This is a genomic window from Mycobacterium sp. IDUB_37 (assembly GCF_055419245.1).
This window is the reverse complement of the sequence record NZ_JBVAXG010000001.1, coordinates 1,086,773-1,111,540: the sequence shown is the minus strand read 5'-3', so window position 1 is coordinate 1,111,540 and position 24,768 is coordinate 1,086,773. Positions and strand designations below refer to the sequence as shown.

The window sequence follows — 24,768 nt, the reverse complement described above, 5'->3', positions numbered from 1 at the left end:
GTGTTGTTGACAGGTGCGATGGGAAACATCGGCTTTGCCACCCTCGCGGCACTGCTCGACGAAGGGCACGACGTCGTCGCTCTCGACATCGAATCTCGGCGGGCCCGCAAACTCGCATCCGGTCTGGACGGACGCGTGCGGGTCTGCTGGGGTGACATCACCAATCCAGAGTCGCTGCAGCAGGCATTGGACGGGGTCGATGCGGTAGTCCATCTGGCTGCGATCATTCCGCCGTTCACCGAGCGGGTGCCCGATCTCGCGCGACGGGTGAATGTCGAAGCCACCCGCAACCTGATCGCGCAGATGGAGGCCTCACCAACGGCAAAACGCCTGGTGTTCGCGTCGTCGGTCGGTGTCTGCGGTGACGTCCAGGATCGCGAACCACCTCTGTACGTCGATGCACCCGTTGCGCCGACCGACGAATACGGACATCACAAGGTCGAGTGCGAGCGGGCGATCCGGGAGTCACGGTTGCAGTGGAGCATCCTGCGACTGGTAGCGGTCTCGCCACTGCACCTGCAGGCAGTCGACCCGAGCATCATGTTCGAATTCAGCCCGGATGCGCGGCTCGAGTTTCTCCATCCCGCTGATGCCGGAACAGCTTTCGCGCGCGCGGTCGGGTGTGCCGGAGCTATTGGCAGGATGCTGTTCATCGCGGGCGGTGCCGATTGCCGTATGACTTATTACGAGTTCACCAACACATTGATGGGCGCCATCGGTATCGGCCCGATGCCGGTCGAGGCGTACGCGTGCACGGATCCTCCTCGCTTCTTTGGCGATTGGGTGGACACCGAGGAAAGCCAACGGCTTCTTGGCTACCAAAAGCGAGTGCTCGACGACCAATTGCGAGACATGAAGCAGGATTTCGGCCTGCTCGTGCCCTTGATACGCCTCGTGCGCCCGTTGGCTACCTGGTTCGTAACCCGCCGCTCAGCTCATTTCAAGAGCAACCGCGACGCTCGAGCAGCGAGCCACAGTTAGGCCCGAAGTCGTTCAATAAGCCGTTGCATGCTCCGCGTCAGTGACCGCGGAACACGTTTGGGATCCATCAGGTCGTTCTCCGCGAGCGGGCTGGCCTCGTCGGCGATCGTCTGCTCGGTGAAGGGCAACAACGTGCGGCCTTGCCCTCGGAGTGCCTCGACGGCCTTGAAGAACGACTCCGACCGGTCCAGTTCGCTGACGAATTCGTCGACGGATACTCCCAGGTGTTCGGAGATCAATTGATCTCGTACAGAGGTGATCTCGCGACAGACATCATCGTCATGGCCCGCCTCGATGGCGGTATCGCACTCGCTGTCGAATCCCATTGACCGGTTGTTCAAATTGGATGAACCGATGCGTAGCAGCCGATCGTCGATTACCAGAACCTTCGAATGCACGTAGATCGGCGTGCCGCTGTCGGTCACCGGCCAGTAGATGCCGAGACGGCCGTGCTTATCAGCTGCCCACAGCACCTGGATGAGCAGATGACGGGCGCTGTCCATCGCTTGCTGCTCGAGCGGACTCTCCGAGCGACGGGGCAGCACAATGACGATCTCGGGACCGTTGTCCTCTCGGAGCCGGGCGGCCAGCGCTTCGACCAGGTCGCGGGAGGCCAGATATTGATTCTCGAGATAAAGGAGATCGCGGGCGGCCGCGATTGCGGCCAAGTTCAGCGCCTCGACTTCACGGACCTCGGCACGATCCTCTAGCTCCGGCAGAGTTCGCGCGATACCGACATCGATTTTGTGCAACGCCGGTTCAAGATCAGGCGGCCAGGCGACGTGCTTGGCGTCGACGGCTTGCAGAGATTGACCAGTCGCGGTCTGCCATCGCTCCCGCGCCTGTTGACCCAGCGCCCGAGCGGCAGCACCGTCGACCGCGACAGCGACCTCGTGACGTGGCCCGTAGCTGCGGCCGAAGGTCCGACGGCCGCGGTTCTCGTCCTTGTGCGCCGAGGTGTCCCAACGCTCGATGGTGAGGTCGAGCCCCCCGCAGAACGCCACGGCATCGTCGACTACCACGATCTTCTGGTGATGGACGGCGCCGAGCGGATGGGCGGGGTCGACGGCGAAGTGCATCTTGTCGCTACTGAGCCGGTTCATCAGCGATACGGGTGTGACGCCGTACCACATGCCGTCGAAGGCCGGCAGCAGGCGCAGATTGGACTTCAGCAGGTAGATCTCGAGTTCGGGTCGTTTCCACTGCAACCAGTAGAGGAAGGCGCCGAGTTGATTGGGGCCGGGCAGCGACTTGGTGCCGCGCTCAAATGACATCCTGGCGTCCAGGTCCCACGCGATGAGCATGATCCGGTGCTGCGCCCGCAGCATTGCCGCTTTGACGTGCTTGAAGTAGTCGGCCGCATCGATGATGTACGAGTATTGATCGGCCTGTGCCACCTGCCAGCAGGTTTGCCCGGGGACCAGGAGTCGCTCATCGCCCATTTCGTCAATGACGACGGCGTTCTCCGAATTCAGCGAGGACATACGGCCCTAAATACCCACTCATGCCCCGCGTCATGTGGTCATCTTGCTCACACCAGGCACGTAGGCCCGGTCTTGCCAAACGGCTTCGGCTTGACATAGGGAGAAACGGTGAACCGCCTGCAACGACCCAACGGGGTCACCCTCGCCTACCAAGTGCACAACCAGGAGGCCGCGGGCGTGCCGCTCCTGCTCACGCACGGCTTCGGCGCCACGGCAGGCATGTGGGGCGCCAATATCGAAGCCTTGAGTGCCGACCGACCCGTCATCGTCTGGGATCAGCGCGGCCACGGCAGCAGCGACGCGCCCGAGGACATGGCTGCCTACAGCGAGCAGATCAGCGTCGCGGACATGGCCGCCATCCTCGACGCCGCCGGTGTCGAGCGGGCGGTGATCGGCGGCATGTCCCTGGGCGGTTATCTATCCCTGGCCTTCAACCTCGTCCACCCCCAGCGGGTAGCCGCGCTGCTGCTGGTCGACACCGGCCCCGGGTACCGCAAGGACGAAGCCCGCGACAACTGGAACGCGTGGGTGGAACGGCGCGCGCAGAAACTCGAGCAGGGTAAAGCGACGGCCGGCAACTCGGCGGAAGCCGCAACGGCCGTACACGAGCATCCCGAGGGACTCCCCCGCTCCGCTCGCGGCGTGATGGCTCAGAAGGACGCTCGCGTCATCACATCCCTGGACGGCATCACGGTGCCCACGTTGGTGATCGTCGGCGCCGACGACACCGACTTCCTGGCCGGCGCCGAATACATGCACCGCCACATCGCCAATTCCGGCAAGGTTGTCATCGACAACGCGGGACACGCGGCGAACATGGATCAGCCCGAGGCATTCAACACCGCCGTCCGCGAATTTCTGGACCAGCTGTGACCGATCCGGACGTCACCGTCGAATTCATTCGTCACGTAGCGGTTTTGGAGATCCACCGGCCACCGAACAACTTCTTCGACACCGCATTGATCAAGGGCATCGCCGATGCCTACGACCGACTGGACGACGACGTCGAATGCCGGGCCATCGTATTGTGCGCGGAGGGAAAGCACTTCTGCGCAGGAGCCGACTTCTCCCAGCCCGCCGAGGACCGTTTATCGCCCAAAGAGCTTTATGCGCAAGCTATCCGATTGTTCCGCAATAGCAAGCCGGTGGTCGCCGCGGTGCACGGCAGCGCGATCGGCGGCGGATTGGGGCTTGCCCTGAGCGCCGACTTCCGAGTAGCAGCACCCTCCTCGAAATTCGCGGCCAACTTCAGCCGACTGGGGTTTCACCCCGGCTTTGGGATCACCGCCACGTTGCCACGCGTCGTCGGGGAGCAAAGGGCGCTCGAATGGGTACTGACGGGCGAACGTTTTGGCGGCGAAATCGCCTACGCTGCGGGGCTAGTCGACGAATTGGCCAACAACGGAGAGGTCCGTCCAGCGGCGGTTCGGTTCGCTGAGCGGATCGCCGAATCGGCTCCGTTGGCGCTGACCAGCATCCGTGCCACCATGCGCGCCGGACTCGCCGATGCAGTCGCTGCTGCCACCGCCCGCGAACTGGAAGAGCAGACCCGATTGCAGACGACCGCCGATTTTCGCGAGGGCGTGACCGCAGCCGCTCAACGCCGCGAACCAAATTTTAGCGGTCGCTGATTGCAGTCTGAGTCCGGGCGGTAGCGTCGACGTGCATCTGAAGATCCTCGCGAAAGGCCACGATGTCAGGCAATAAGGTCGGCAGAGTCGCCGGCAAGGTCGCGTTTATCACCGGCGCAGCTCGTGGTCAGGGCCGCGAACATGCGATCCGGCTGGCCGAGGAGGGTGCGGACATCATTGCGGTCGACGTCTGCGAAGACATCGAAGGTGTCGCCTATCCCGGAGCCACCGACGCCGACCTCGCTGACACCGCGGACCTCGTGGAGAAGTCCGGCCGCCGCATCGTCACCGCGAAGGCCGACGTGCGCGACCTCGAGAGCCTTCGCGCCGCGCTCGAGCACGGAGTCGCCACTCTGGGGGCGCTCGACATCGTGGTGGCCAACGCCGGGATCAGCGGTGTGCCCGCACCGGCCGCGCTCATCGAACAGGGCGCGTGGCAGACGATGCTGGATATCAACCTGACCGGCGTCTGGCAGACGGTGAAAGCCGCACTGCCGCATATGACCAATGGCGGCGGATCGATCATCCTGATCAGTTCGATGTTGGGGATTCGTGGCGGGGGCTACATGGCTCACTACGCATCGGCCAAGCACGCCGTCGTCGGCTTGATGAATTCGCTCGCGAATGAGCTTGCACCGCAATGGATCCGAGTGAACTCCATCCACCCGGGCAACGTCTTGACCCCGATGCTCGACAACGACTGGTTCTGCCGAACGCTTCGGCCCGATCTGGAGAATCCGACCGTGCAGGACGCCGGCGAGATCATCGGGCAGTTCCATATGTTGCCCAAGCCGCTGATCGAGGCCCGCGCCATCAGCAACGCCGTGCTCTTCCTCGCCTCAGACGAGGCGCAGTACATCACCGGGGCGGCATTGCCCGTCGACGCCGGGGCCGTCGCAAAGTTTTGAATCTGCACTTAATTAAGCGAGCGCGTCAATTTAATTGACCGGTCGAGAGCGCCGAATAAGCAAACACGGCGCTTGTGTCGACCTCAACGACATTGAGCCAAAATTGTTAATCCAATTGACGCCGACCTGCCATTAAAAAATTCAAAACAAGAATCGCCAAACTAGTTGCAATGCAGTTACACGCGCGTACAGTACGCCTCTAGTAACGGGCCGATTAGGAGTGACAGATGGCGTCTTTTGTATTCATTTCGCCCGGTGCTTTCGCCGCCGCGTCGCAGAATCTGACCGGTATCGGGTCAGCCATCACAACGGCCAATGCCGCGGCGGCGGCGTCGACGACGGACATTCTGACCGCCGGAGCAGACGAAGTCTCGACCGCGATCGCCAAATTGTTCGGCACCTTCGGCCAGGAATACCAGGCGATCGGTGCGCAGACGGCCTCCTTTCACGATCAATTCGTGCAGGCACTCAAAACGGGCGGAGGCAACTACATCGCCGCCGAGGCGGCCGCCGCAGGGCCACTGCAACCCCTGCTGGACTTGATCAACGCCCCCACCAACCTGCTGTTCGGGCGTCCGCTGATCGGCGACGGCACCAACGGAGCAGCTGGCACGGGTCAGAACGGTGGGGCGGGCGGCTTCCTGTTCGGCAATGGCGGCAACGGCGGCTCCGGGGCGGCCGGGAAGGCAGGCGGGGCCGGCGGTGAGGCCGGGTTATTCGGCAACGGCGGGGCCGGCGGGACTGGCGGAGCCGGCGCTGCCGGCGGGGGCGCAGGCGCGGCCGGTGGCAGGGGCGGCGCCGGTGGATTCCTGGGCGGCTTTGGCGGCGCCGGCGGTATCGGCGGGGCCGGCGGGACGGGCACCGTCACCCAGAACGGCGGGGCAGGAGGGGCCGGCGGCGCCGGCGGCCTGAACCGGTCGCTGTTCTTCTACTCCGGCGGTGCCGGCGGTGCCGGCGGGATCGGTGGTGCGGGCGCCAGCGCCACCACCAGCACAGTCGGTGCCGGCGCGACCGGTATCTCCGGAACGGGCGGCGGAGTCGGCGGGGCCGGCGGTGCCGGCGGCGGCAGTCTCGGCCTGTTCGGCGGTGGCGGGGCCGGCGGCCTCGGCGGCGACGGTGGCAATGGCGGCAGCGGCGGCCAAGGCGGAACGGGTACCAGCGCTCTCGTCGGCGGCACCGGTGGCAACGGCGCGCTCGGTGGCAATGCCGGCGCCGGCGGTGCCGGCGGGGGCGGCGGACTCTTCGGGGCGGTCGGCGCGACCGGCAGCTTCGGTGACGGCGGCACCGGCGGATCCGGGGGCAAGGGCGGCGCGGGCTTCAACCCGGCCATAAGCGTGCCGGCGAGCCCTCCTGGCACGTCCGGCGGCCAGGGCGGTCAAGGCGGCAATGGAGCGGCCGGAGGTAACTCCGGCGCCGGAGGCACCGCTGGCACCGGCGGCGACGCCGGCGCCGGGGGCAATGGCGGCAATGGCGTCATCGGCACGACGGGCACCGGCGTAACGCCGACCGGAGGCACCGGCGGCAACGGCGGGGCCGGCGGCAACAGTGGCTCCATCGGGCTGGCCGGTAGCGGCGGCAACGCCGGAAGTGTCGGCTTGGGCGCCACCGGCGGCAACGGCGGAACCGGCGGTCAGGGTGGCGGGGGCTACAACCCCCTCCCGGCGACCGATCCTGGTACCGCCGGCGGAAAGGGCGGGCAGGGCGGTAACGGCGGGGCGGGTGGCTTGGGCGGACTGGGCGCCGCGCACGGCAATGGTGGCGGGGCCGGCGCGGGTGGCACCGGCGGTAACGGTAGTGCTGGCAATGGCGGCGTGAACGGCGGCTCCGGGGGCTCGGGTGGAATCGGCGGTACCGGCGGAGCGTCCGGCGGCGTGGGTGCCACCTCCGGCGTCGGCGGCAGCGGCGGCAGCGGCGGGACCGGTGGCGCCGGCGGGTTAAACGCCAACGGCGGCACCGGCGGCGACGGCGGCACCGGCGGACAGGCCGGCGCGCCCAAGGGCGGCAACGCGGCCGCGGACGGCGCAGGCGGCAGCGGCGGCAAAGGCGGCGCAGGTGGTATCGGCACGACGGGCACTACCGCGCTGTCTGACGGCGGCAACGGCGGTACCGGCGGCAATGGCGGCAACGGCGGCAACGCGGGCGGTGCGAAAGCCAACAACGGCGCCGGCGCCCAGGGCGGCACGGGCGGACAGGGCGGCAACGGCTACGACCCGAATAGCGACCCGATGGCGCCTGTGGCACAGTCCGGCGGCAACGGCGGACAGGGCGGTCTTGGCGGTAATGGCGGGGTCGCCGGCACCGGCGGACTAGGCGCCACCCACGGCAGTGGCGGCATCGGTGGCACCGGCGGCACCGGTGGTAGCGGTAAGGCCAACGCCGCCGTCGACGGCAACGGCGGCTCCGGCGGCAACGGCGGAGGCGGCGGCACCGGTGGAGCCGCCGGCGGCGCGGGCGCCACCGCCGGCGTCGGCGGAACGGGCGGTACCGGCGGCAGCGGCGGCACCGGCGGTACCGGCGGCAACGGCGGCGACGCGGGCGACGGCGGCAAAGGCGGTGCAGCTGGCGCGCTCAACGGCGGCAACGCCGCCGACAACGGCGCCGGTGGCAGCGGCGGCCAAGGCGGGGCTGGCGGGCAGGGGAAGAACGGGACCGCAGGAGTACCCAACGGCGGCGCAGGTGGCAAAGGCGGTAGCGGCGGCGACGGCGGCAGCGCCGGCAGCGCGACAGCCAACAACGGCGCCGGGGGCCAAGGTGGCACCGGCGGGCAAGGCGGCGCCGGCTACGACGCGGCGAACGACCCGATGGCCTCGTCCGGCAAATCCGGCGGCAACGGTGGCCAAGGTGGTCTTGGCGGCAACGGTGGGGTGGCCGGTACCGGCGGACTGGGTGCCGTCCAGGGCACCGGCGGCACCGGCGGCACCGGCGGCACCGGGGGCGGCGGCGCGGCAGCCACCGTTGACGGCACCACCGGTGGCAACGGCGGCAACGGCGGAATCGGCGGCACCGGCGGTGCGGCCGGCGGCGCAGGCGCCACGGCGGGCACGGGCGGCGCAGGCGGCGCCGCCGGTAGCGGCGGTAAAGGTGCCGCCGGCATTGCGAACAACGGCGGCAACGGCGGCAGCGGCGGTACCGGCGGGAATGCCGGCGCCGGCGGCCTGGGCACCGGCGGCAGCAACGGAGGCCAGGGCGGAACCGGCGGTCTGGGTGGTAGTGGCGGCGCGGGCGGCAGCGGCAACGTCAACAACGCCGGCACCATTGCCGGCCAAGGCGGCAACGCGGGCCGGGGCGGCGACGGCGGGGTGGGCGGCAACTCCAGCGGCACCGCGAGCAACGGCACCGGTGGCCAAGGCGGAGGCGGCGGAAAAGGCGGAAACGGCGGTAGCACCAACACCATCTACAACAGCATTCAGGCCGGCGGAGGTGGTGGTGGCGGCGGCGGCGGCAAAGGCGGCGACGCAGGCACCGGCGGCCTGATCACTACAGGTGCCGGCGGTGTCGGCGGTAAGGGTGGAGGCGGCGGCAACGGCGGCGATGCCAACACCTCCCCCTCCGGCGCAGGAGCCGGCGGCTCCGGTGGTACCGGCGGCGCCGGCGCCGGCGGCACCTCCCTGGGCGGATCGGGTGGCGCCGGCGGCGGAGGCGGCGGCGGCGGCTTCTCGTCGAGCGTTATAGGCATCGGTGGCGGTGGCGGCGGCGGCGGTGCGGCCGGCTCCACCAACAGCACAGCTGGCACGGGCGGCAAGGGCGGCAACGGCCTCACCGACGTGGTGACGTCCGGCCTCGGGGGCGCCGGTGGGTCGTTCGGCAACGGCAACGGCGGTGGCGGTGGTGGCGGCGGCTTCGCCAACAGCATCGGCAGCACCAATGGCGGCATCGGCGCCGGGGGCGCCACCACCGGAGCGGGTGGCGCCGGCGGCGGCGGAATCCCCCCGAATGACGGAGGGCAAGGCGGCGAGGCCGGCAGTGGCGGCGCCGGCGGCAAGGGTGTCAACGGCGTCGGCGACGGAAACGCCGGGATGTCCGCCTGACCGTTCCTCAGGCTGTCGACCCGTCGCGCGAGATGAGCCTCTCGGTCTCCACCGAAGCGGGCACCTCGAGGAATCCCGTGAGACCGTCCACGACACCGCTGACAAACAACGCGAACGGAACAACCGCGTCATCGCGTCGAATGGCACGCTCACGCTCAGCGGCGAGGTGAACCGCGAGGTCCTGCGCCTGCTGAATCCGCATCGACCGCGCCGATTCCGGAATGTGCGGCAGCAGCCGCTGCATCACGGAGACAAACTCTTCCTGAGACCGCATCGCGTCCGATTGGTGAATGAAAACGTCGACCTGGCCGGTGCGCTGCAACTGCTCGATGAATGACACGTACGAGCTGTCGGGCGACTCGGCGAATTCGATCAGCGGCAGGATGTGCGCTTCTAGTTGCGCCCGAAGGTCGTCGGGATGCGCGCGGGCTCGCAGCAGGGCGCGGCGCTGCATCAGGTCGCTGATGCGGTAGGCGAAGATCGCGCGCAGCAGATCGTCCTTCGAGCCGAAGTGGTACTGGATCGCCGAATTGTTCGACGAGCCGGCCTCGACGGAGATCTGACGCAGCGAGACGCCGGCGAGTCCGTGCTCGGCGAACAGGCGCTCGGCGGTCAGCAGTAGCTGCATGGCGGTCGCCGGCGGTCGCCCCTGGGAGATACTCACCGCCAAATCATTGCGCACCGGCCGTCACCTGGTCGTCGAGATTCATCGCGCTTATCGTGCTCGCCGCCACCCGGAGCAACTCGGCAGCGCCGTGCCCGACCGTGTCGGCAAGGATCCCGACGTCCTTTGCCAGCAGGTGTCCGGCAAGATCCGCCATCGCCGACAGGGTGTACCCGGACCGCGATATCACCTCGGCCCCGTAGCTGCGACTACTCCCACCGGACAGGATTTCAGTGAGCGCTTCCTTGTCCACGCCGAGTTCGTCGGCAACGGAAAAGGCGCTCGCGGCAAGTCCGAGGTGCGCCGTGAACAACGCGTTGTTCAGCAGCTTCGCTGCCTGGCCGGCGCCCACCCCGCCAAGGTGCACAAGCGGATTGGCGAATGCCTCCAGCACCGGCCGACATCGGTTCACGTCATCGTCGTCGCCACCGACCATGACCAAGAGCTTTCTCGCCGCAGCCAGGTGGCCCCCGCCGGATACCGGTGCGTCGACGACGCGCACATGTGGGTAGTCGGCCTGCAGGCGTTGACAGGTGCCGGGATGGACGGTGCTGTGAATCACCACGATTCCACCCGGAGTCATCCCGGCCAGGGCGCCATCCTCCCCGCGTAGCACCTCGTCAACGTCATCGTCACCAATCACGCAGAGGCACAGCACATCCGACGCGGCTCCTAGTGCCCGGCGATCCTCCGCGTAGTTGGCCCCCGAACCGTCATACGGTTCGAGGGACGCTGGCCGCCGGGCCCACAGCGTTGTCGGGAAACCGTCCTCGATGATCCTGCGGGCCATTGGGCCGCCCTGAGATCCGAGTCCCACGAACCCCACTCGCAGCCCGGTCACTGTTGCGCCTCGATGCTCGCTTGCAGGTATGCCTCGATGTCGCGGGCGCGTTCCAGGAGCGCGTCGTGCACCTCCGGTGCCGTGACGACGAGGAATCGTCCGGCCTCGACCGCGTCGGCAGTCAGGGTGGCCACGTCCTCGGCGGTCACGATCCGGTGCTCGGGCGCTCGCGGCGTCGCGGTGGTCGCGCCGTAGACGGTGATTCCCTCCAGGATGTTGGTGATCACCCCGGATGGACAAAGACAAGTCACGCCAACACCTTTCGGTCCGAGATAGGTCGCCAGTGCTTCGGATAGGCCGACAATCGCATGCTTGGAAGCCACATACGGAAGCCGGTCGAAGCCATAGCCGAGCAGCCCCGATGCCGAGGCGGTGTTGATCACGTGACCGCTGCCCTGAGCGATCAATCCGGGCAGGAACACCCGGTTGCTGCGCGCGATGCTGAACAGGTTGACGTCGATGGTGCGAAGCCAGGCCTCGTCCGGCAAGGTCTCAGGGGCGCCGATCGCGAGCACACCCACATTGTTCATCACCACGTCGATCCGGCCGAACCGATCGAGTGCGGCATCGCGCAGCTTTTCCAGATCTGCTTCGACGGTTACATCGACAACAAGCCCGATCACCGACCCGCCGAGTGCGGTGATCTGCCCGACGACCTCGCCGACCCGGTCCTGCGAAAGGTCGCTCACCACAACGGATGCACCTCGCTGCGCGAACGCGACGGCTGTCGCGCGGCCGATGCCGCTGCCCGCGCCGGTGACCACGGCAACCGCGCCTTTGAGGCTGAGCGGTTTGGTCATACCTAAATCCCCCCAACCCCAACGGCTTTTGTGCGAAGAAACTCGAAGAGACCTTCTTCGCCGCCCTCGCGACCGAAACCCGATATTCCGACGCCGCCGAACGCGAGTTCGCAACCGGTCACCGGGCTGGCGCCGTTCACATACACCCCGCCCGCCCTGAGCGCGGTCACCATACGCTGCACCCGGCCGATGTCGTTGGTGTAGACGTAGGCGGCGAGTCCGTACTGGGTCGAGTTCGCGATGTCGATCGCATCCTGCTCGGTCTGGAACCTCAACAGCGAGAGCACCGGGCCAAACACCTCGACCTGGCCGAGTTCGGAGTACGGGTCGACGTCTCCCAGCACCGTCGGCTCGACGAAGAAGCCGTCACCCAGATGCCTGGGAGCCCGACCACCTGCTAGCAGCTTCGCCCCGTCGGCCTGGGCTCGTTCGATCATGGCCAGGATCCGTTGTTGCGCAGCACGACTCACCACGGGTCCGACGACCGTCCCCGGGTCGAACGGGTCCCCGCACCGCATGGCGGCGACGATTGCCAGAACCCGCTCGACGACATCGTCATAAATATCGTTGTGCACGATCATCCGGGACGGGATTGCGCAGCCCTGTCCGGCGAGCGTGCCGAGCACGCTGAAGGCGTTGACCGCAATCGCCGCGTCGAGATCCGCGTCTGGGAAGAGCACGTTGGCAGACTTGCCGCCGAGCTCGAGTACTGCGGGTTTGATTGAATCAGCGCACGCAGCAAGGATTTTGCGCGCCGTTGCGGGACCGCCGGTGAAGCTGATCTTCTGGACCAGCGGATGGCGGACCAACGCGTCGCCGGTCTGCGGTCCGCCCAGCACGAGGTTCACCACACCGTCGGGAATCCCCGCCTCGTTGACCAGACCCATCAAATGCTCGGTGGCGTACGGCGTGAGTTCCGACGGCTTCATGACGACGGTGTTCCCGGCAGCCAGCGCGGGAATCAGCTTCATGCCGACCGAGACAACCGGCCCGTTCCAGGTGAGGATGATGCCGACCACGCCGTACGGTTCGGGCATCGAGTACGCCAGCTCACGCTGGTTGGCCGGGAACGACGTGACCCGGCCCTCGACTTTGTCGGCCCAACCGGCGTAGTAAGCAGTCCAATTCGCCATGATCGCGACGAGTGGCCGGCTCATTCCCGCGGTCATCCCATTGTCGAGAACCGACAAGCGGGCAATCTCGGCGATGTCACGCTCCATGAGTTCACCGAGTCGGCGCAGCACCCGGCCCCGCTCGGCAGGTCGCCAGCCACGCCAGGTGGCATACGCGGCGTGGGCGGCCCGCACGGCGGCGTCGACGTCGTCGGGACCGGCCAACGGCACCGATCCCCGGACCTGCCCGGTTGCCGGATACACGTGGTAGTGGACCCCGCCTGAGCCGGCGGTTCGGGCGTCGCCTCCGATGTGCAAGTGCACCACGGGAACGTCCATATCGACGCTCATCGTCCAGCCCTCCGTTTCGCTATTTAAGACAGCTTACTTACTAATAAGCTACTTGACTTCATTGGTCAAGTGGTGCCTAATGCTTCGCATGGACGTGTCACAACTCTTCGACCTCACCGGCAAGGTCGCGGTGGTCACCGGTGGCGCCGGCGGCATCGGCGAGGTATATGCGCGGGCGCTGTGCGAAGTGGGAGCCTCGGTGGTGATCGCCGATATCAACCTGAACGCGGCTCAGCAGACCTCAGATACGTTGCAGAGCAGTGGTTTCAAAGCGATCGCGGCGCATCTTGACGTAACCTCCGCCGAGTCTGCCGCCCAGATGGCGTCAGCGACAATCGCAGCATTCGGCGGCATCGACATCCTGATCAACAACGCAGCGGTGATGACCGACCTGCCGCCGTACGGCCTGTCCACCATGCCGGTGCCGGACTGGGATCGGGTGCTCAACGTCAACCTGCGCGGCCCGTTGCTGTGCACGCAGGCAGTAGTCGCGTCGATGAGCGAGCGTGGTGGCGGGCGGATCGTGAACGGCTTGTCCGCGGGCGCGTTCATGCCCGGCGGGATCTACGGCGTGTCCAAGTACGCACTGCACGGCCTGACCTGCAACCTCGCCACCGAACTCGGATCTCTGGGCATCAACGTCAACGGAATTGCACCCGGCCTCGTCGATAACGACAGCGCCTACGTCAGCCTGCCGAAGGACTCGCCGGTGCGCGACATCCTCGGCGCCCAGATTCCCGGGAAGACCTCGGGCCCACCGGCAGACTTGGTCGGCACCATGCTGCTCCTGTGCTCACCAGCCGGGGACTGGATCAACGGCCAGACGATCTCCGTCGACGGCGGCTGGATCATGCGGTTCTGATGGCGGACTGGACAACTCGCGAACAACGGCTGGCGGTGGCGCGGGCCGAGTACGAGCACATCATGACGACTCCGAGCCCCGAGCCGGCCGGGGCCTACCTCGAAAGCGGGGTTGTCGGCTTCGTCTTCGGCGAGATGTGGCGCCGGGGCGTCCTCACCCCACGAGACCGGCGTTGGATCACGCTCACCTGTGTGGGTGCGGCAGGGTCGGTCCTGCCGATCGAGACCCACGTCTACGCGGCGCTGAAGAGCGGTGATATCACCTACGCCGAATTCGACGAATTCGTCCTTCATTTCGGCACGCAAGCCGGCTGGCCGCGGGCGTCCGTCATGCAGATGTACGGAATGACAAGCTCTTTCAGGATCGCCCAGGAGAACGGGGAAGAGCCACACCCGCCCGACTTCGAACCGTGGGCCGAACCCACCGACGACAGCGCCCGGCGAGAACGTGGCGCCGCGATGTACGAACAGGTCCACGGCGCCGCGTCGCCGACCGCCGTGACCGCGTTTCAAGGACGTGCCCGCCTCGACTATCTGTATGGCGAAATATGGAGTCGGCAAAGGTATCTCACCCGCCGCGATCGCCGCATCATCAGCATTTGCAGCGCCGCATCTGCCACCGTCGATGAGGAGGTCACCGAGCATCTCCGCGCTGCACTCAGTCTGGGCGACCTGACCCGGCCCGAACTCGAGGAGGTCGTGGTGCACTTCGCCGTCTACCTGGGTTGGAATCTGGCGCGACGCCTTGACGATCTGCTGATCGACGTCGCGCCTGACTAGGAATCGCCGTCCGCGTCCGCGCCTGGAAACTGCGGAAGGCTGCGCAACGCGTCGGGCGCCTCCCCGTCCACGCGCAGCTGACGCTCTCCCTCGGCTGTGGTGACCACACTGATCGAAAGTTCTTTTCCGTCAACGCAATCCGGATCGACCAGTAATTCGAGCTCGCCGGACTCGACGTACAACATCGCATCATCGCAGGAGAGCTTCCACGGGTGACCATCGCTGGGCCACCGTCCGCCGACCACCTCAACGGCATTCGGATCTTGGTCGTCAGCGGATTCGTCGGACTCGTCGGATGCAGCGGCCCTGACGTAACTGACCCACAATTTCGCCGGCACCGGACGAAAGTAGACCGCTAAGCGCTGCCGGTTGAGATCCGCCTCGATCGGTATTCCAATTGGAGGCAGCGATGTCCCCTCCGGCCGATCATCCAGCGATTTCTTCACCTGTCGTGATCCGATACCTGCGCCGAACCAGTCGATCGTCAGTACGGTGCTGAAGTACTGCACGATAGCCAGCGTGAGCAGACCGCCCGCACCGGCGGCGCCGACTCCCGCTGCACCTGCGCCCCAGGTGACCGGGAGCGCAAGCAGTCCCGCGAGCGCGGTCGCTCCGACCGCCGCCGCGGCCTTACCCGCAAGCGTCAGGGTGAAGTCGGGATCCACCTTCGGTTCGGCGGGGTTCTGCGTGGGTCGCACACCCACCGTCCTCGGAAGCTCGCCGAACTGCTCGTTGATCCGTTTGACTACCCCTTCGTAATCCTGGTCGCTGAGCTTGTCCTCGGCCTTCTGCTCTCGGGCCCCGTTGAGCGCATCCTCGAGCTTCTCGACCGTCTCCACCTTGTCCGAAATGGGCTCCTGAGCCTTCGGGTCGCGCGGGATGTCGTCGAGACCCATCTCGTAGGTCACCTCGAAGCCGGCCTTGAAGTCGTAAAGATTCGTCTCGGCGCTCACAGTGCCGTTGATGACCAACCGTCCGTCCTGCGTGCGGGGAACGATATCGGCGTCCAGGGCTTCTAGGCTACGTTCGTCGCCACCGATGTTGACGGACTTCGGGCCCTCCAGTAGACACGGCCGGTCGGCGGCGAAGTCGCTCTCGTCGAGTCCGAAGCTGGTCATCACGGTGTCGCGAACCTGGCGCAGGATGCTGAATCCGGTGACCGCCAATCCGGCCTTCTCGTTGGGGTTTTCGGCGAGTATCGACGCAGGCAACTCCTCGCCGCTGGGCAGTTCACGCAGTGTCTGGACCTGGACCACCATAGATTCGTGGGTCGTTTCACCGACCTCGAAGCGGTGCACGATGGCGTCGAGGTTTTTGAATGTGCTGTCGTCCTGCGATTCGGGATCGATTTCCAGGGGTGCCGGGAGTATTCCCTCAATGCCGTTCTCCCCCATCTCCGCAACCTTCGGCCGGACCGCATCGGCAATCTGGGCGGCCAGCGAGTCGAGTGCTCTGATGCGCGCCTCTTCGTCGGAGATGGTGGGGTGCTTCAACCTTTCCAGGTTGACCAGTAGCTGGCCCGCGATGCTGTGGGTTATCCAGTGCACCTCGGCGTAGTCGAGTTCCCAGCTGATCCGCGGGTCTTGTCCGGCGAAGACCATCGCGCCGTCGGAGCGGCGCTCAACCTGGCCGCCGAACAATTGCGGTGCATACTCGTCGGGTAGCGGGGTGACCACCAATACCGGAGCGTCCTGGGCGGCAAAGTTCAGCGCGATGGTCTGCTTGCCGGGTTCGGTTTCGTGTGGCTCGAGTTGCTCGTGGATCGTCAAACGCCCGAACAAGGGTATTTCGTTGTACGGGATGTCTCGCTCTTCTCCGGCCCGCGGACCGTCCGGGATCGTGATCGTCGCCGGCGGTAGCGACACCAGCGGAATACATGAGACCGAATCGATGACGATCTTGGAGTCGAAAATTCTCAGGTCGATGGCGAAATGCCTTAGCGGATCGCGTGTTTCACCGTCGGCTTCCTCCTGCCACAGGCGCTCATTGGCGTCGTGGATGAACCAGACGCGGTCCAGAGTGAGATCGAGAGTGGCCGTTGCGGAGTAGCCGGTACCGTCGACGGACTCCGTGTATTTGTCGCCACTGAACATCTCGACGGTCTGGTCCTGCACACGGTCGCGATGGATTTCGATCATGGTGTCGGGGCGATCCACGTCAGACTCCGGTAATTTGCGCGAAATTGGGGGCGGGAACTCTGGCTAACTCGAGTTGCTGTACCCACAAATCCGCGTTCTGAGTCATCGCCTGCTCGTTGGCAGCCGTCTGTCAGTCCCGGGGAGCACACTGGATTGATAAGCGGCTCGTGGCTAATGAATCTCGGCGTCGCGGTGTGGCCGAAAATTCGGCACTCCGTGCTGGCGCTGATCTATGGGCCCGAGCAGTCGGTGGACCGGGTTGCCGATTGCCCGCATACAAAGACCTGCGGCGGGGGCTGCTGCGCGAAGTACGGTCCGCAGCAGATCCCGTCGAACGCGTAGACCCACTGCTAGAGCAACGAGTCGACGATCGCTCCGCCTTCACCGTCCGATTGCGGTGGAGCGTCGCCGTTTTGCGAGTACACGATGAAGGCCGATTGATGAGTAGAGGCGTTCAGCAACTCCATAAACCAGCCCTGAACAGGGATCTGGCCCATCCGCGATGAGCCGTCAGCGCTGTAGTCAATGTCGGCTTCCTGCTGGAAGTTTCCGCTCAGCGGTTTCGTCTTGGGAGCGCTCAAGTTACCGACGTTGGTGAGGCCCGTCGTCGACACGTTGCTCAAGTTGCCGATGTCACCCTGCAGCACGGCAACAGGGTCCGTTCCCCTCGAGGGTTTGATCTTGATCTCCATCTCCGCGGTCGCGAAGGCGTTGTGCAGCGTTACCCAGCCCGGGCCGCTACCCGCAACGCTCCAGCCCGGCGCGGGAGTGACCGAGATGCCCGGCGCGAGGTTGAGACCGTCGCCCGCCGTCAACGCAATCGCAGGCGTCGTCGTGGTCCCGATCAGTCCGGCTGCCGCCGTCAAGGCGGTCGCAACAAGCGCTAGCGGGACGGACCGCGCGGCCCATCCCCAAAGACGGGAGTGGCGGATCGATACGGGCGTCGATGAGGCGTGCATGTTGTCTGGCTCCCTGCCGGATCGAGCGCTCCAAGGGAATGCGCGGATCCCATTTTCACTCGGCCTATTGGAGTTGTCTATGTCTATCGCCGGTAACAGATGTGGACCAACGGTTGAATTCTGCCGAAGGCAGCTGCGATCCGGCATGCTGAGTTGGTGTTCGACGCTCTCGATCACGTCATCGTCGCGGTTCGCGACCTCGACGACGCCACGAACCGCTACGCCACCCTGTTCTCCCGCAAACCTTCGTGGCGCGGCGAACATCCGGGTTGGGGCACGGCCAATGCACTGTTCCGGCTCGACAACACCTACCTCGAGCTGATCGCGCCGTCCGGCAATGGCCCGTTGGCCAGCACCGTCGCGGCGCACTTGGAGCGACGAGGCGAGGGCGCGATCGGGGTCGCGTTCGCCACGTCCGATCTCGACACCGCGCACGCGCAGCTCATCGCGAACGGACTCGAACCGCCACCCGTGTCGTCCGGCATCGGTCGCGACACCGATACCGGCCAGAGCAGGCGCTGGCGCAGCGTTTTGCTGCCGGAAGCCCACACCCGTGGCGTGCTGATGATCGCGATCGAGCACGAGCCCCTGGATCTACTACCGGAGGCCGCTCCCGTCGGGCCCGAGGACGCGATCGTCACCGGAATCGATCATGCGGTGGTGCAGACGTCCGACGCGGATGCCGCGATCACGCTCTATCGCGATCGACTCGGCCTGCGCCTCGCGCTGGACCGCAGCTTTGCAGACTGGGGCATGAGGCTGGTTTTCCTGCGCGTGGGCGGTGTGACCATCGAGATCGCACAGCCCCTTGACGCGGTGAAAGTCCCGGCCCAATCCGATCAGCTCTGGGGACTGTCTTGGCAGGTTAGCAACGCCGATGCCACACGAGCGCGGCTCGCGGCAGCCGGCCTAGACGTCTCCGAAGTCCGCCCGGGGCGCAAGCGCGGTACCCGCGTCATCAGCGTCAAGGACGGCACCTGCGGAGTCCCGACGTTGTTGATCGAGCCCGTTAGTTCTGCCGACCGGCCAGTTCAGCGACAAAGCGATCGATAAAGCCGTTCAAGGGTCCCGACCCGACCGGCCGGATGACGAATTTGGTCAATCCCGCGTCCACATACGCATCGAGTTGCCGGTGCAGCTGATCCCAGCCGGCGGCAACCAACTCGCCGGGATCAACATCGGGTCGGCGCCGGCGGACCGCAGCGAGCAAGTCATCAGGCAACTCACCATCGGCGACGGCGAGTGAGATCCCGAAGTGGTCGGGTTCGATCTGCCGGCCCGACTCCCCCGCCGCCAGTTCGATCGCCTCGCGTCCGCGCCGCGCTTCGGCCGGGGTGAGGAAACTGCCCAGCCAGCCGTCGGCGAGTGCGCCGATACGCCGAAAGGCCGCGGGAGACGCACCGCCCAGCCAGATGTCGAGCGGCGGCGACGGTAGGGGCGCGACGGCCGCTCGACTGACCGTGAAGTACCTGCCGATGAAGCTGGCCGAATCGTCGACCAGCGCCGCGCGCAACACCCGCAGCGACTCGTCGAACACTGCCGCCCGCTCCCCTTCGGGCACGACGAACACCTCGCGCTCAGCAGGAATCGCCGACCGCAGACCGAAGGCAGGAAGCACCCGCTTGGGCGCCAACGCGGCCAACGACGCCAACTGCTTGGCCACCAGCACCGGATGACGTCCGGGCAGCACCGCCACCGAGGTGCCCACCTTCAAGCGGGTGGTGCGCGACAGCGCATAGGCCATCCCGATCATTGGATCGACCGCCGGCGAATAGACCAGTTCGGAGAACCACAACGAGTCCACACCGCTGGATTCCAGCTGATCGACAATTTCGCCGAGCTGATCGGGAGCGGTGTTCGCACCCAACCCGACTCCGAATCGAATCTTCACCCGCGTCTCCTTCGTGTGGCTACCCGGAAAGCAACGCGAGGAGTCCGCGATTGCGTCCCGCTTACCGAAGGAGGTCCCCGAATGCCTGCGCCGCCGCGGCCACACCCGCGTCGTCGTCGGTGGCCACCAGATCCAGCAGCAGTCCGCGGGTGACAGCAAGACCGAGTCGCACCAACGCCGGATCCATCGTGTCGCCGGCGACCTTGCCCGCCTCGGACAACCAGCCATCGACCGCGCCCGGCACCATCCGGGCAAAGGGCTCCTCCCCTTGAGCCCCGCGGGAGTAGCACTCGAAAAAGAGACGCTCGAACGGCCGTAACTCCGGACGGCACAGCACCGCCCACATCGCAGCGAACCCGTCGGCCGGTTCGGCGGGCAACTCAGCCAGCAGGACCATCTGGCGGCGCTCGACCTCTGCGACAATGGCGAGCAACAACTCTTCGCGGGATGCGAAGTGGTGCAGCAACATTCGGTGGCTTGTGCCGACAGCTGCGGCCACGTCGCGCAGCGACCGGTCGCCGATGCCGCCCACGGCGAATTCTTCGACTAGTGCGTCGAGAAGCTGCTGACGCCGCTGGGTGTCAGGAGCGCGGCCCATGGGAGTGCCGCACCTGCTCGCTGCGTTCCTTGAGCCCCGCGGCCTCCATGTCCAGATAGCGGCGCGTGGTGCGAAGCATCAACTTTCCGACCAGCGCTCCGACCGGACCCTGTTGGTCGATCGACTGCCGCACGCGCGTGCGATCCTCGTCGATAGGTGTCAGCGTGTGGTGAGCCAGCGCCAAGCCGCCAGGAGACCGCTGCTCCCAGGTCCACGACACGCCGGGCACTACGTCGGTCACCTTCCAGACCAGAGCGGGCATCTTCGGCTGCTTGATCTGGAAACGCTTCCCGACGGCAAGGCCGGGACCGTCGACGGCGACCAGGCGAGTGACCGATGCGGTCCACTCCGGCCAGCGCTCGACATCGGTGAACACGTCCCACACCAAGGACGCCGGTGCGTCGATCTCGACGCCACTCTCGGTAAACATGTACCAGATGGTACACGAATCGGTAGGTTCACAGCTAGACCCCGTTGACACTGAAGACCGCGCCCATAGGCTCGACTGATGGACTTCGAGTTGTCTCGTAAGGATTTGCATCAGAGCCGCTTCGTATCCGACGATGCGCCGTCGCCCGCAGACGGACAGGCGCTGCTGCGCGTCGAGTCCTTCGGGCTCACCTCAAACAACATCACCTACGCCGTGTTCGGCGAGGGGATGAAGTACTGGGATTTCTTCCCGGCCTCAGACCCGGCGTGGGGCAAGCTGAACGTCTGGGGATACGCGCACGTTGAGGAGTCGCGGCATCCCGACCTGGCGCAGGGGATGCGCGTCTACGGTTACCTACCCTGCGCCAGCCACCTGCTCGTCGTCCCCGACCGCGTCAACGAGAAAGGGTTCATCGATGCCGCTGCGCATCGGGCGCCGCTGCCATCGGCGTACCAGGGCTACCGCGACGTCGTAACCGATCCCGTCTATGCGGCGGATCGCGAGGCGGAGCACATTTTGTTCTTTCCGCTCTTCTTCACGTCGTTCTTGATCGACGACTTCGTGGCTGACGAGGGCTTTTTCGGCGCGGACACCATCGTGATCTCCAGCGCCTCGTCGAAGACGGCGATCATCGCCGCGTACCTGCTGGCCAAACGGGAGGGTATCGAGGTCGTCGGCCTCACCTCGGCGGGCAACGCCGAGTTCGTCAAGTCACTCGACATCTACGATTCGGTTCACCTCTACGACGACGTTTCTCAATTGCCCGGCGACCGGGCCGTCTACGTCGACATCTCCGGCGACAGTAAGGTCCGAACCGACGTCCATGCTCACTACGGCGACCGCCTCGCGCACAGTTCCGCGGTCGGCATGACCCACTGGACCCGGATGGCGGGCGGCGAGAATCTCGCGGGCCCGAAGCCGGTCTTCTTCTTCGCCCCGGATCGCATCAAGAAGCGCGGCGCCGATTGGGGCACTGCGAAACTCGACGACAAGGTCGCCGAATCATGGGCACCTTTCGCCGAGTGGGCATCGAAATGGCTTCGTGTCGAACGGATCTCGAGTGAAGACGAAATCCAGCGCGCGTACCTCGAGCTGCTCGACGGCAAGGTCGACCCGACGGTCGGCACCATCGTCGATCTATAGGTCGGGCCGGCGCTGGGGTGCCGAACCTAGTCGTGGCGTAGCACAGCGCCGAGGCCACCCTCGGGAGTCCGCAAAGTCAGACCGGCGGCCAAAAACTGAGTGGCGGACAGACCGAAGGTGGACCGGATTCGGTCCGCCAGGTGCGACGGACTGGCGAATCCCGCTTCCATCGCCGCGGCGGTGACATCGCGGCCCGCGGCCAGCGCCGTGGAAGCGCACATCAGCCGTATCCACAGCCGGTAGCGCCGCAAGCTGGTACCCGCCTCGTGCCGGAACAGGTGCAGGAAGCGCGATTCCGACAACCCCACGGCGGCGGCGAGTTCTTGCGATGGGATGGTCGCGGCCGGATCCTCGCGTATCCGCTGGGCCGCCTCGGCGATGCGGGGATCAATATCGCGGTGCGCGCATGGCGCGGCCAAATCCAGCCAACGCGCCGCATGTTCGTCCTTGTCGACACCGAAAAGCGCCGCACTCTCGGCAACCAATAGATCCTCGTCACGGTGGTAGTAGGCCAGCTCGCCGCGCCGCGTGGTCAACCTCCGTTGCACTGATTCGGCTCGCAGCGACGTCGGGTCCAGGTAGCAGGACACCATCCTGCCGCCCCGGCTCAGCAAGTGATGAACCGTCCGCGGCGGAATCAGTAAGCTGCCGGCGACGATCTCCATGCCGGCGATCCGCAATCGCAAGGGCCGATCGACGCCGACTGCCAGGCACCACACCGAACCCGAGTGCGGCGCCAGGTCCAGGCCCGGCCCGGCATAGAGCAGCTGTCCAGGCCACAGCCACGCCGTCGGATGACAGGTTTGTGGAAGCGCTGGAGCTGTCTCAACGACCATGCTGACTCCTGGGTCGATATATCCAGGAGGCTACCTTGACAACCGCAGTGATCGTAGTGGCCGCAGTGTTCTTTTTAGGCATGGGCAGCTACGCGTTGGCCGCACCCGCGGCGCTGATCAAGGTGTTCGGCATCGAACTGCCGGAACCGCAATCCCGTTCCGAGGTACGTGCCGTGTACGGCGGCTTCGGCCTCGCGATCGCGGGAATCCTGGCATACGCAGGTTTCGGATCCGGCGCGCCGCGAACGGGAATCATGATCACTGTCGGGGTCGCCTTGGCAGGCATGGCCTTTGGCCGTCTCGTTTCGGCTGTCATCGACGGCCGAACTCCGTTCTATCCCAACTGGTTCTACTTCATCGTGGAAGCGGTCGGCGCCGCGGCCCTGGTGTTCACCGCGCGCGGATGAATGCCAGCTTCATCACCGAGAACCGCTCTGCCACGGGCTATCCCAGCGATCTGTCACCGCAACTTCAGCCAGTGGCTTGCGCCGCACCGTGCAGTGCCCTCCCCTCGGCCAGCCCACCGTCAGCAGTGCAGCGATCTGCCATTCGCGGGGTACGCCCACGACCGCGCGCAACTCTTCCTCGCAGGAGCAGTGCCAGAGCGTGATCGCCGCGCCCAGGCCCTGGGCCCGGGCCGCTAGTAAGAAGTTCTGCACGGCCGGAAAGATCGAACCACCCTGCTGCAGTTCGGAAGCGCCCGGTTGCGGGCGGATGCAGAACATGACCAGTGCAGGCGCCGCGCCGCCCATGCTGGTGTGCTCGGCGATCGTCCGCAGTGCGCGCGACTTGGCGTCGTCGGCTTCATCCGCCGGGTCCGGGAGATGGTAGAAGTCGATCATTGCCTGCCACGTCCTTGCCGCACCCGTGGTCACAACTTCGCGCACTGCCGCCGATCTGAGCACCACGAACTTCCACGGCTGCTGGTTGGCACCGGAGGGCGCCCAGGTGGCGGCTGACAGGCATCTTTCGAGTACCTCGTCGGGAACGGGTTCGTCGCGATACCGCCGCACCGCGGATGCGGTGCGCATGACCTCCCAGACATCGGTCGCGTCGCGATCGCAAGTGCGGCCGTGGGCCGCGTGCAGCGGGTCGCGACCATCAATTGCGTCGCGATCGCAAGCGCGGCCCTGGGCCGCGTGCAGCGGGTCGCGACCATCAATGGGCGGTCCGGCGTCTGCGCTCACGCCGACGTCGCCTGCGGCAGTACGCCCCGCCAGGTTCCGCCCCGCATCGGACCCGTCACCAGCGGCAGATCCAGCGTCGACAATAGGCCTGGCGGCGCGGCCATGACGGCGGGAATGGCGTTGAGTTCGCGCATCACGGTCGCGTAGGTCAGGCCGCGCATGTTGTTTCCCCTGCCATGCATCTCGACGTCCACCGTGTAGGTCGGCAGACCGTCCACGATGACGCGGTATCCGCCATGCGGCGACGGGTGTCGCGGCCACTGCGGTGCCGATCCCTCGCCCATGCGGGTGATGTGTTCGAGCACGACGCGCTCTTCGCCGGCCACGATCCCCGCGAGCTTGAAGCGCATCCCACCCATCGTTCCCGGCTCGACCCAACCCGATGCGACCTTGTAACGCTCTGTGGCAAGCCACTTCTCGATCGTGGTGTCGACCCGATCGAGCGGAAGCCCCACACCGTCGGCGACCAGGTGCACGATGGGCGCCCACAGCGCGGCGAGTCGTTCGGTGTCGAAGAGCGGCGCCGGATGATCCGGCGGGCAACCGAACCCCATGAAGTCGAACATGATGTCGGGCTGATTGATGGGCCCGTAGTCGAGGATCTCCAGCATGGTGATCTTGTCGACCCGACTGCTGAAGCCCGTCATCGTCAGCGCGATGACGTCATTGGCCCAACCCGGGTCGACACCGCTATTGAAGAAGCTGGTGCTGCCCTCCCGGCACGCCGCCTCCAACAGTTCGACGGTTTCCCGGTCGGCCGCGGGTGGGTAACACAGCGGCACCAACGAGGTGGCGACAACATCTTTGCCGGCGCGTAGGCAGCGCGCGATGTCTTGTGCGGCATCGTGATAGCGATAGTCACCCGACGCGAAGTACGCGACCACGTCGGCATCACCCGATAGCGCAGCACCGCTGTCCCGGGTGGCGATCACGCCGGTCGCCGGCATGCCGCACAGGTCACCGGCGTCCCTGCCGTCCTTGGCTTCGGAGTGCACGACAACGCCACTGAGCTCCAGGCCCGGGTGGGCGATGAGGGCCCGGAGCGCACCGACCCCGACCTGTCCGGGACCCCAGAGGATTACTCGGGGTTTGCGCTGACCCTCCCCCATGTGCACCCTCTCCGAACACTGCGGCCTATGAGAACA

23 protein-coding genes are annotated in these 24,768 nt (G+C 66.3%); 10 read left to right on the top strand and 13 right to left on the bottom strand.

What is annotated here, in order from left to right:
• A complete protein-coding gene (locus ACZY1I_RS05130; protein WP_463753519.1) occupies positions 1 to 981 on the top strand; it encodes an NAD-dependent epimerase/dehydratase family protein in 981 nt (326 codons plus the stop codon).
• Here ACZY1I_RS05130 and ACZY1I_RS05125 read toward each other — a convergent pair.
• A complete protein-coding gene (locus ACZY1I_RS05125) occupies positions 978 to 2,423 on the bottom strand; it encodes a phospholipase D-like domain-containing protein (protein ID WP_463753518.1) in 1,446 nt (481 codons plus the stop codon). The genes ACZY1I_RS05130 and ACZY1I_RS05125 overlap by 4 nt on opposite strands.
• A 150-nt stretch (positions 2,424 to 2,573) precedes the next feature.
• Between ACZY1I_RS05125 and ACZY1I_RS05120 the strand changes: the two genes are divergently transcribed.
• The 4 genes from ACZY1I_RS05120 (at position 2,574) to ACZY1I_RS05105 (ending at position 9,032) form a co-directional block, all read left to right on the top strand.
• Positions 2,574 to 3,338 (top strand): alpha/beta fold hydrolase, encoded by a 765-nt coding sequence (locus ACZY1I_RS05120; protein WP_463753164.1) that lies wholly within the window; start codon positions 2,574 to 2,576, stop codon positions 3,336 to 3,338.
• Entirely contained in the window at positions 3,335 to 4,096 is a 762-nt protein-coding gene (locus ACZY1I_RS05115) for an enoyl-CoA hydratase/isomerase family protein (protein WP_463753163.1), read from the top strand. Before ACZY1I_RS05120 ends, ACZY1I_RS05115 begins: the two co-directional genes overlap by 4 nt.
• Before the next feature lie 62 nt (positions 4,097 to 4,158).
• A complete protein-coding gene (locus ACZY1I_RS05110) occupies positions 4,159 to 5,004 on the top strand; it encodes a mycofactocin-coupled SDR family oxidoreductase (RefSeq protein WP_463753162.1) in 846 nt (281 codons plus the stop codon).
• Between the two features lie 227 nt (positions 5,005 to 5,231).
• Positions 5,232 to 9,032: a PE family protein gene (locus tag ACZY1I_RS05105; protein ID WP_463753161.1), complete on the top strand. Its 3,801-nt coding sequence runs from the start codon at positions 5,232 to 5,234 to the stop codon at positions 9,030 to 9,032.
• 7 nt (positions 9,033 to 9,039) lie between these two features.
• On the opposite strand, the gene ACZY1I_RS05100 is transcribed toward ACZY1I_RS05105, so the two are convergent.
• The 4 genes from ACZY1I_RS05100 to ACZY1I_RS05085 are packed head-to-tail and all read right to left on the bottom strand — an operon-like array spanning position 9,040 to position 12,800.
• Positions 9,040 to 9,714, bottom strand: coding sequence for a TetR/AcrR family transcriptional regulator (locus tag ACZY1I_RS05100; RefSeq protein WP_463753160.1), 675 nt, complete (start codon positions 9,712 to 9,714; stop codon positions 9,040 to 9,042).
• The gene (locus ACZY1I_RS05095; RefSeq protein WP_463753517.1) at positions 9,704 to 10,528 is read right to left on the bottom strand and encodes an NAD(P)-dependent oxidoreductase; all 825 of its coding nucleotides are present in this window, start codon (positions 10,526 to 10,528) and stop codon (positions 9,704 to 9,706) included. The genes ACZY1I_RS05100 and ACZY1I_RS05095 overlap by 11 nt, the downstream gene beginning before the upstream one ends.
• Positions 10,529 to 10,533: 5 nt before the next feature.
• Positions 10,534 to 11,337 (bottom strand): SDR family oxidoreductase, encoded by an 804-nt coding sequence (locus tag ACZY1I_RS05090; protein WP_463753159.1) that lies wholly within the window; start codon positions 11,335 to 11,337, stop codon positions 10,534 to 10,536.
• 2 nt (positions 11,338 to 11,339) lie between these two features.
• Positions 11,340 to 12,800, bottom strand: coding sequence for an aldehyde dehydrogenase family protein (locus ACZY1I_RS05085; RefSeq protein WP_463753158.1), 1,461 nt, complete (start codon positions 12,798 to 12,800; stop codon positions 11,340 to 11,342).
• A gap of 88 nt (positions 12,801 to 12,888) precedes the next feature.
• Between ACZY1I_RS05085 and ACZY1I_RS05080 the strand changes: the two genes are divergently transcribed.
• Together ACZY1I_RS05080 and ACZY1I_RS05075 are read left to right on the top strand one after the other, a co-directional pair.
• The gene (locus ACZY1I_RS05080) at positions 12,889 to 13,662 is read left to right on the top strand and encodes an SDR family oxidoreductase (protein ID WP_463753157.1); all 774 of its coding nucleotides are present in this window, start codon (positions 12,889 to 12,891) and stop codon (positions 13,660 to 13,662) included.
• The gene (locus ACZY1I_RS05075; protein WP_463753156.1) at positions 13,662 to 14,441 is read left to right on the top strand and encodes a carboxymuconolactone decarboxylase family protein; all 780 of its coding nucleotides are present in this window, start codon (positions 13,662 to 13,664) and stop codon (positions 14,439 to 14,441) included. The genes ACZY1I_RS05080 and ACZY1I_RS05075 overlap by 1 nt, the downstream gene beginning before the upstream one ends.
• Here the strand turns inward: ACZY1I_RS05075 and ACZY1I_RS05070 are convergent.
• Complete coding sequence (locus ACZY1I_RS05070) at positions 14,438 to 16,597, bottom strand: hypothetical protein (protein ID WP_463753155.1); 2,160 nt, start codon at positions 16,595 to 16,597, stop codon at positions 14,438 to 14,440. The two genes, ACZY1I_RS05075 and ACZY1I_RS05070, sit on opposite strands and share 4 nt — an antisense overlap.
• Positions 16,598 to 16,929: 332 nt before the next feature.
• A complete protein-coding gene (locus ACZY1I_RS05065; protein WP_463753154.1) occupies positions 16,930 to 17,538 on the bottom strand; it encodes a hypothetical protein in 609 nt (202 codons plus the stop codon).
• Between the two features lie 156 nt (positions 17,539 to 17,694).
• On the opposite strand from ACZY1I_RS05065, the gene ACZY1I_RS05060 reads away from it, so the two are divergent.
• Positions 17,695 to 18,591, top strand: a complete 897-nt coding sequence (locus tag ACZY1I_RS05060; protein ID WP_463753153.1) for a VOC family protein — start codon at positions 17,695 to 17,697, stop codon at positions 18,589 to 18,591.
• Here the strand turns inward: ACZY1I_RS05060 and ACZY1I_RS05055 are convergent.
• The 3 genes from ACZY1I_RS05055 to ACZY1I_RS05045 all read right to left on the bottom strand — a co-directional run bounded on the left by ACZY1I_RS05055 (position 18,548) and on the right by ACZY1I_RS05045 (position 20,457).
• On the bottom strand, positions 18,548 to 19,429 hold the full coding sequence (locus ACZY1I_RS05055; protein WP_463753152.1) for a TIGR03854 family LLM class F420-dependent oxidoreductase: 882 nt from the start codon (positions 19,427 to 19,429) through the stop codon (positions 18,548 to 18,550). The two genes, ACZY1I_RS05060 and ACZY1I_RS05055, sit on opposite strands and share 44 nt — an antisense overlap.
• Positions 19,430 to 19,490: 61 nt before the next feature.
• Entirely contained in the window at positions 19,491 to 20,027 is a 537-nt protein-coding gene (locus ACZY1I_RS05050) for a TetR family transcriptional regulator (protein ID WP_463753151.1), read from the bottom strand.
• Positions 20,011 to 20,457 carry an SRPBCC family protein gene (locus tag ACZY1I_RS05045; protein WP_463753150.1) on the bottom strand — a complete coding sequence of 149 codons (447 nt, stop codon included), beginning with the start codon at positions 20,455 to 20,457 and terminating at the stop codon, positions 20,011 to 20,013. The genes ACZY1I_RS05050 and ACZY1I_RS05045 overlap by 17 nt, the downstream gene beginning before the upstream one ends.
• 78 nt (positions 20,458 to 20,535) lie before the next feature.
• Here ACZY1I_RS05045 and ACZY1I_RS05040 point away from each other — a divergent pair, with 78 nt between their 5' ends.
• Positions 20,536 to 21,600 carry a DUF2855 family protein gene (locus ACZY1I_RS05040; protein ID WP_463753149.1) on the top strand — a complete coding sequence of 355 codons (1,065 nt, stop codon included), beginning with the start codon at positions 20,536 to 20,538 and terminating at the stop codon, positions 21,598 to 21,600.
• A 26-nt stretch (positions 21,601 to 21,626) separates the two neighbouring features.
• On the opposite strand, the gene ACZY1I_RS05035 is transcribed toward ACZY1I_RS05040, so the two are convergent.
• Positions 21,627 to 22,436, bottom strand: coding sequence for a helix-turn-helix domain-containing protein (locus ACZY1I_RS05035; protein ID WP_463753148.1), 810 nt, complete (start codon positions 22,434 to 22,436; stop codon positions 21,627 to 21,629).
• Between the two features lie 35 nt (positions 22,437 to 22,471).
• Between ACZY1I_RS05035 and ACZY1I_RS05030 the strand changes: the two genes are divergently transcribed.
• Complete coding sequence (locus ACZY1I_RS05030) at positions 22,472 to 22,843, top strand: DUF4345 domain-containing protein (protein WP_463753147.1); 372 nt, start codon at positions 22,472 to 22,474, stop codon at positions 22,841 to 22,843.
• Positions 22,844 to 22,855: 12 nt separating this feature from the next.
• On the opposite strand, the gene ACZY1I_RS05025 is transcribed toward ACZY1I_RS05030, so the two are convergent.
• Together ACZY1I_RS05025 and ACZY1I_RS05020 are read right to left on the bottom strand one after the other, a co-directional pair.
• Positions 22,856 to 23,467: a nitroreductase family protein gene (locus tag ACZY1I_RS05025; protein WP_463753516.1), complete on the bottom strand. Its 612-nt coding sequence runs from the start codon at positions 23,465 to 23,467 to the stop codon at positions 22,856 to 22,858.
• Between the two features lie 152 nt (positions 23,468 to 23,619).
• Positions 23,620 to 24,732, bottom strand: coding sequence for an NAD(P)H-dependent amine dehydrogenase family protein (locus ACZY1I_RS05020; protein WP_463753146.1), 1,113 nt, complete (start codon positions 24,730 to 24,732; stop codon positions 23,620 to 23,622).
• Between the last annotated feature and the right edge of the window lie 36 nt (positions 24,733 to 24,768).

Excerpts from the sequence above, each read along its gene's own strand:
- ACZY1I_RS05085 (WP_463753158.1), bottom strand. The coding sequence starts at position 12,800 with ATGAGCGTCGATATGGACGTTCCCGTGGTGCACTTGCACATCGGAGGC.
- ACZY1I_RS05025 (WP_463753516.1), bottom strand. The coding sequence starts at position 23,467 with ATGCGCACCGCATCCGCGGTGCGGCGGTATCGCGACGAACCCGTTCCC.
- ACZY1I_RS05035 (WP_463753148.1), bottom strand. The coding sequence starts at position 22,436 with ATGGTCGTTGAGACAGCTCCAGCGCTTCCACAAACCTGTCATCCGACG.
- ACZY1I_RS05105 (WP_463753161.1), top strand. The coding sequence starts at position 5,232 with ATGGCGTCTTTTGTATTCATTTCGCCCGGTGCTTTCGCCGCCGCGTCG.
- ACZY1I_RS05045 (WP_463753150.1), bottom strand. The coding sequence starts at position 20,457 with ATGTTTACCGAGAGTGGCGTCGAGATCGACGCACCGGCGTCCTTGGTG.
- ACZY1I_RS05050 (WP_463753151.1), bottom strand. The coding sequence starts at position 20,027 with ATGGGCCGCGCTCCTGACACCCAGCGGCGTCAGCAGCTTCTCGACGCA.
- ACZY1I_RS05065 (WP_463753154.1), bottom strand. The coding sequence starts at position 17,538 with ATGCACGCCTCATCGACGCCCGTATCGATCCGCCACTCCCGTCTTTGG.
- ACZY1I_RS05090 (WP_463753159.1), bottom strand. The coding sequence starts at position 11,337 with ATGACCAAACCGCTCAGCCTCAAAGGCGCGGTTGCCGTGGTCACCGGC.
- ACZY1I_RS05110 (WP_463753162.1), top strand. The coding sequence starts at position 4,159 with ATGTCAGGCAATAAGGTCGGCAGAGTCGCCGGCAAGGTCGCGTTTATC.
- ACZY1I_RS05020 (WP_463753146.1), bottom strand. The coding sequence starts at position 24,732 with ATGGGGGAGGGTCAGCGCAAACCCCGAGTAATCCTCTGGGGTCCCGGA.
- ACZY1I_RS05125 (WP_463753518.1), bottom strand. The coding sequence starts at position 2,423 with ATGGGCGATGAGCGACTCCTGGTCCCCGGGCAAACCTGCTGGCAGGTG.
- ACZY1I_RS05075 (WP_463753156.1), top strand. The coding sequence starts at position 13,662 with ATGGCGGACTGGACAACTCGCGAACAACGGCTGGCGGTGGCGCGGGCC.
- ACZY1I_RS05080 (WP_463753157.1), top strand. The coding sequence starts at position 12,889 with ATGGACGTGTCACAACTCTTCGACCTCACCGGCAAGGTCGCGGTGGTC.
- ACZY1I_RS05040 (WP_463753149.1), top strand. The coding sequence starts at position 20,536 with ATGGACTTCGAGTTGTCTCGTAAGGATTTGCATCAGAGCCGCTTCGTA.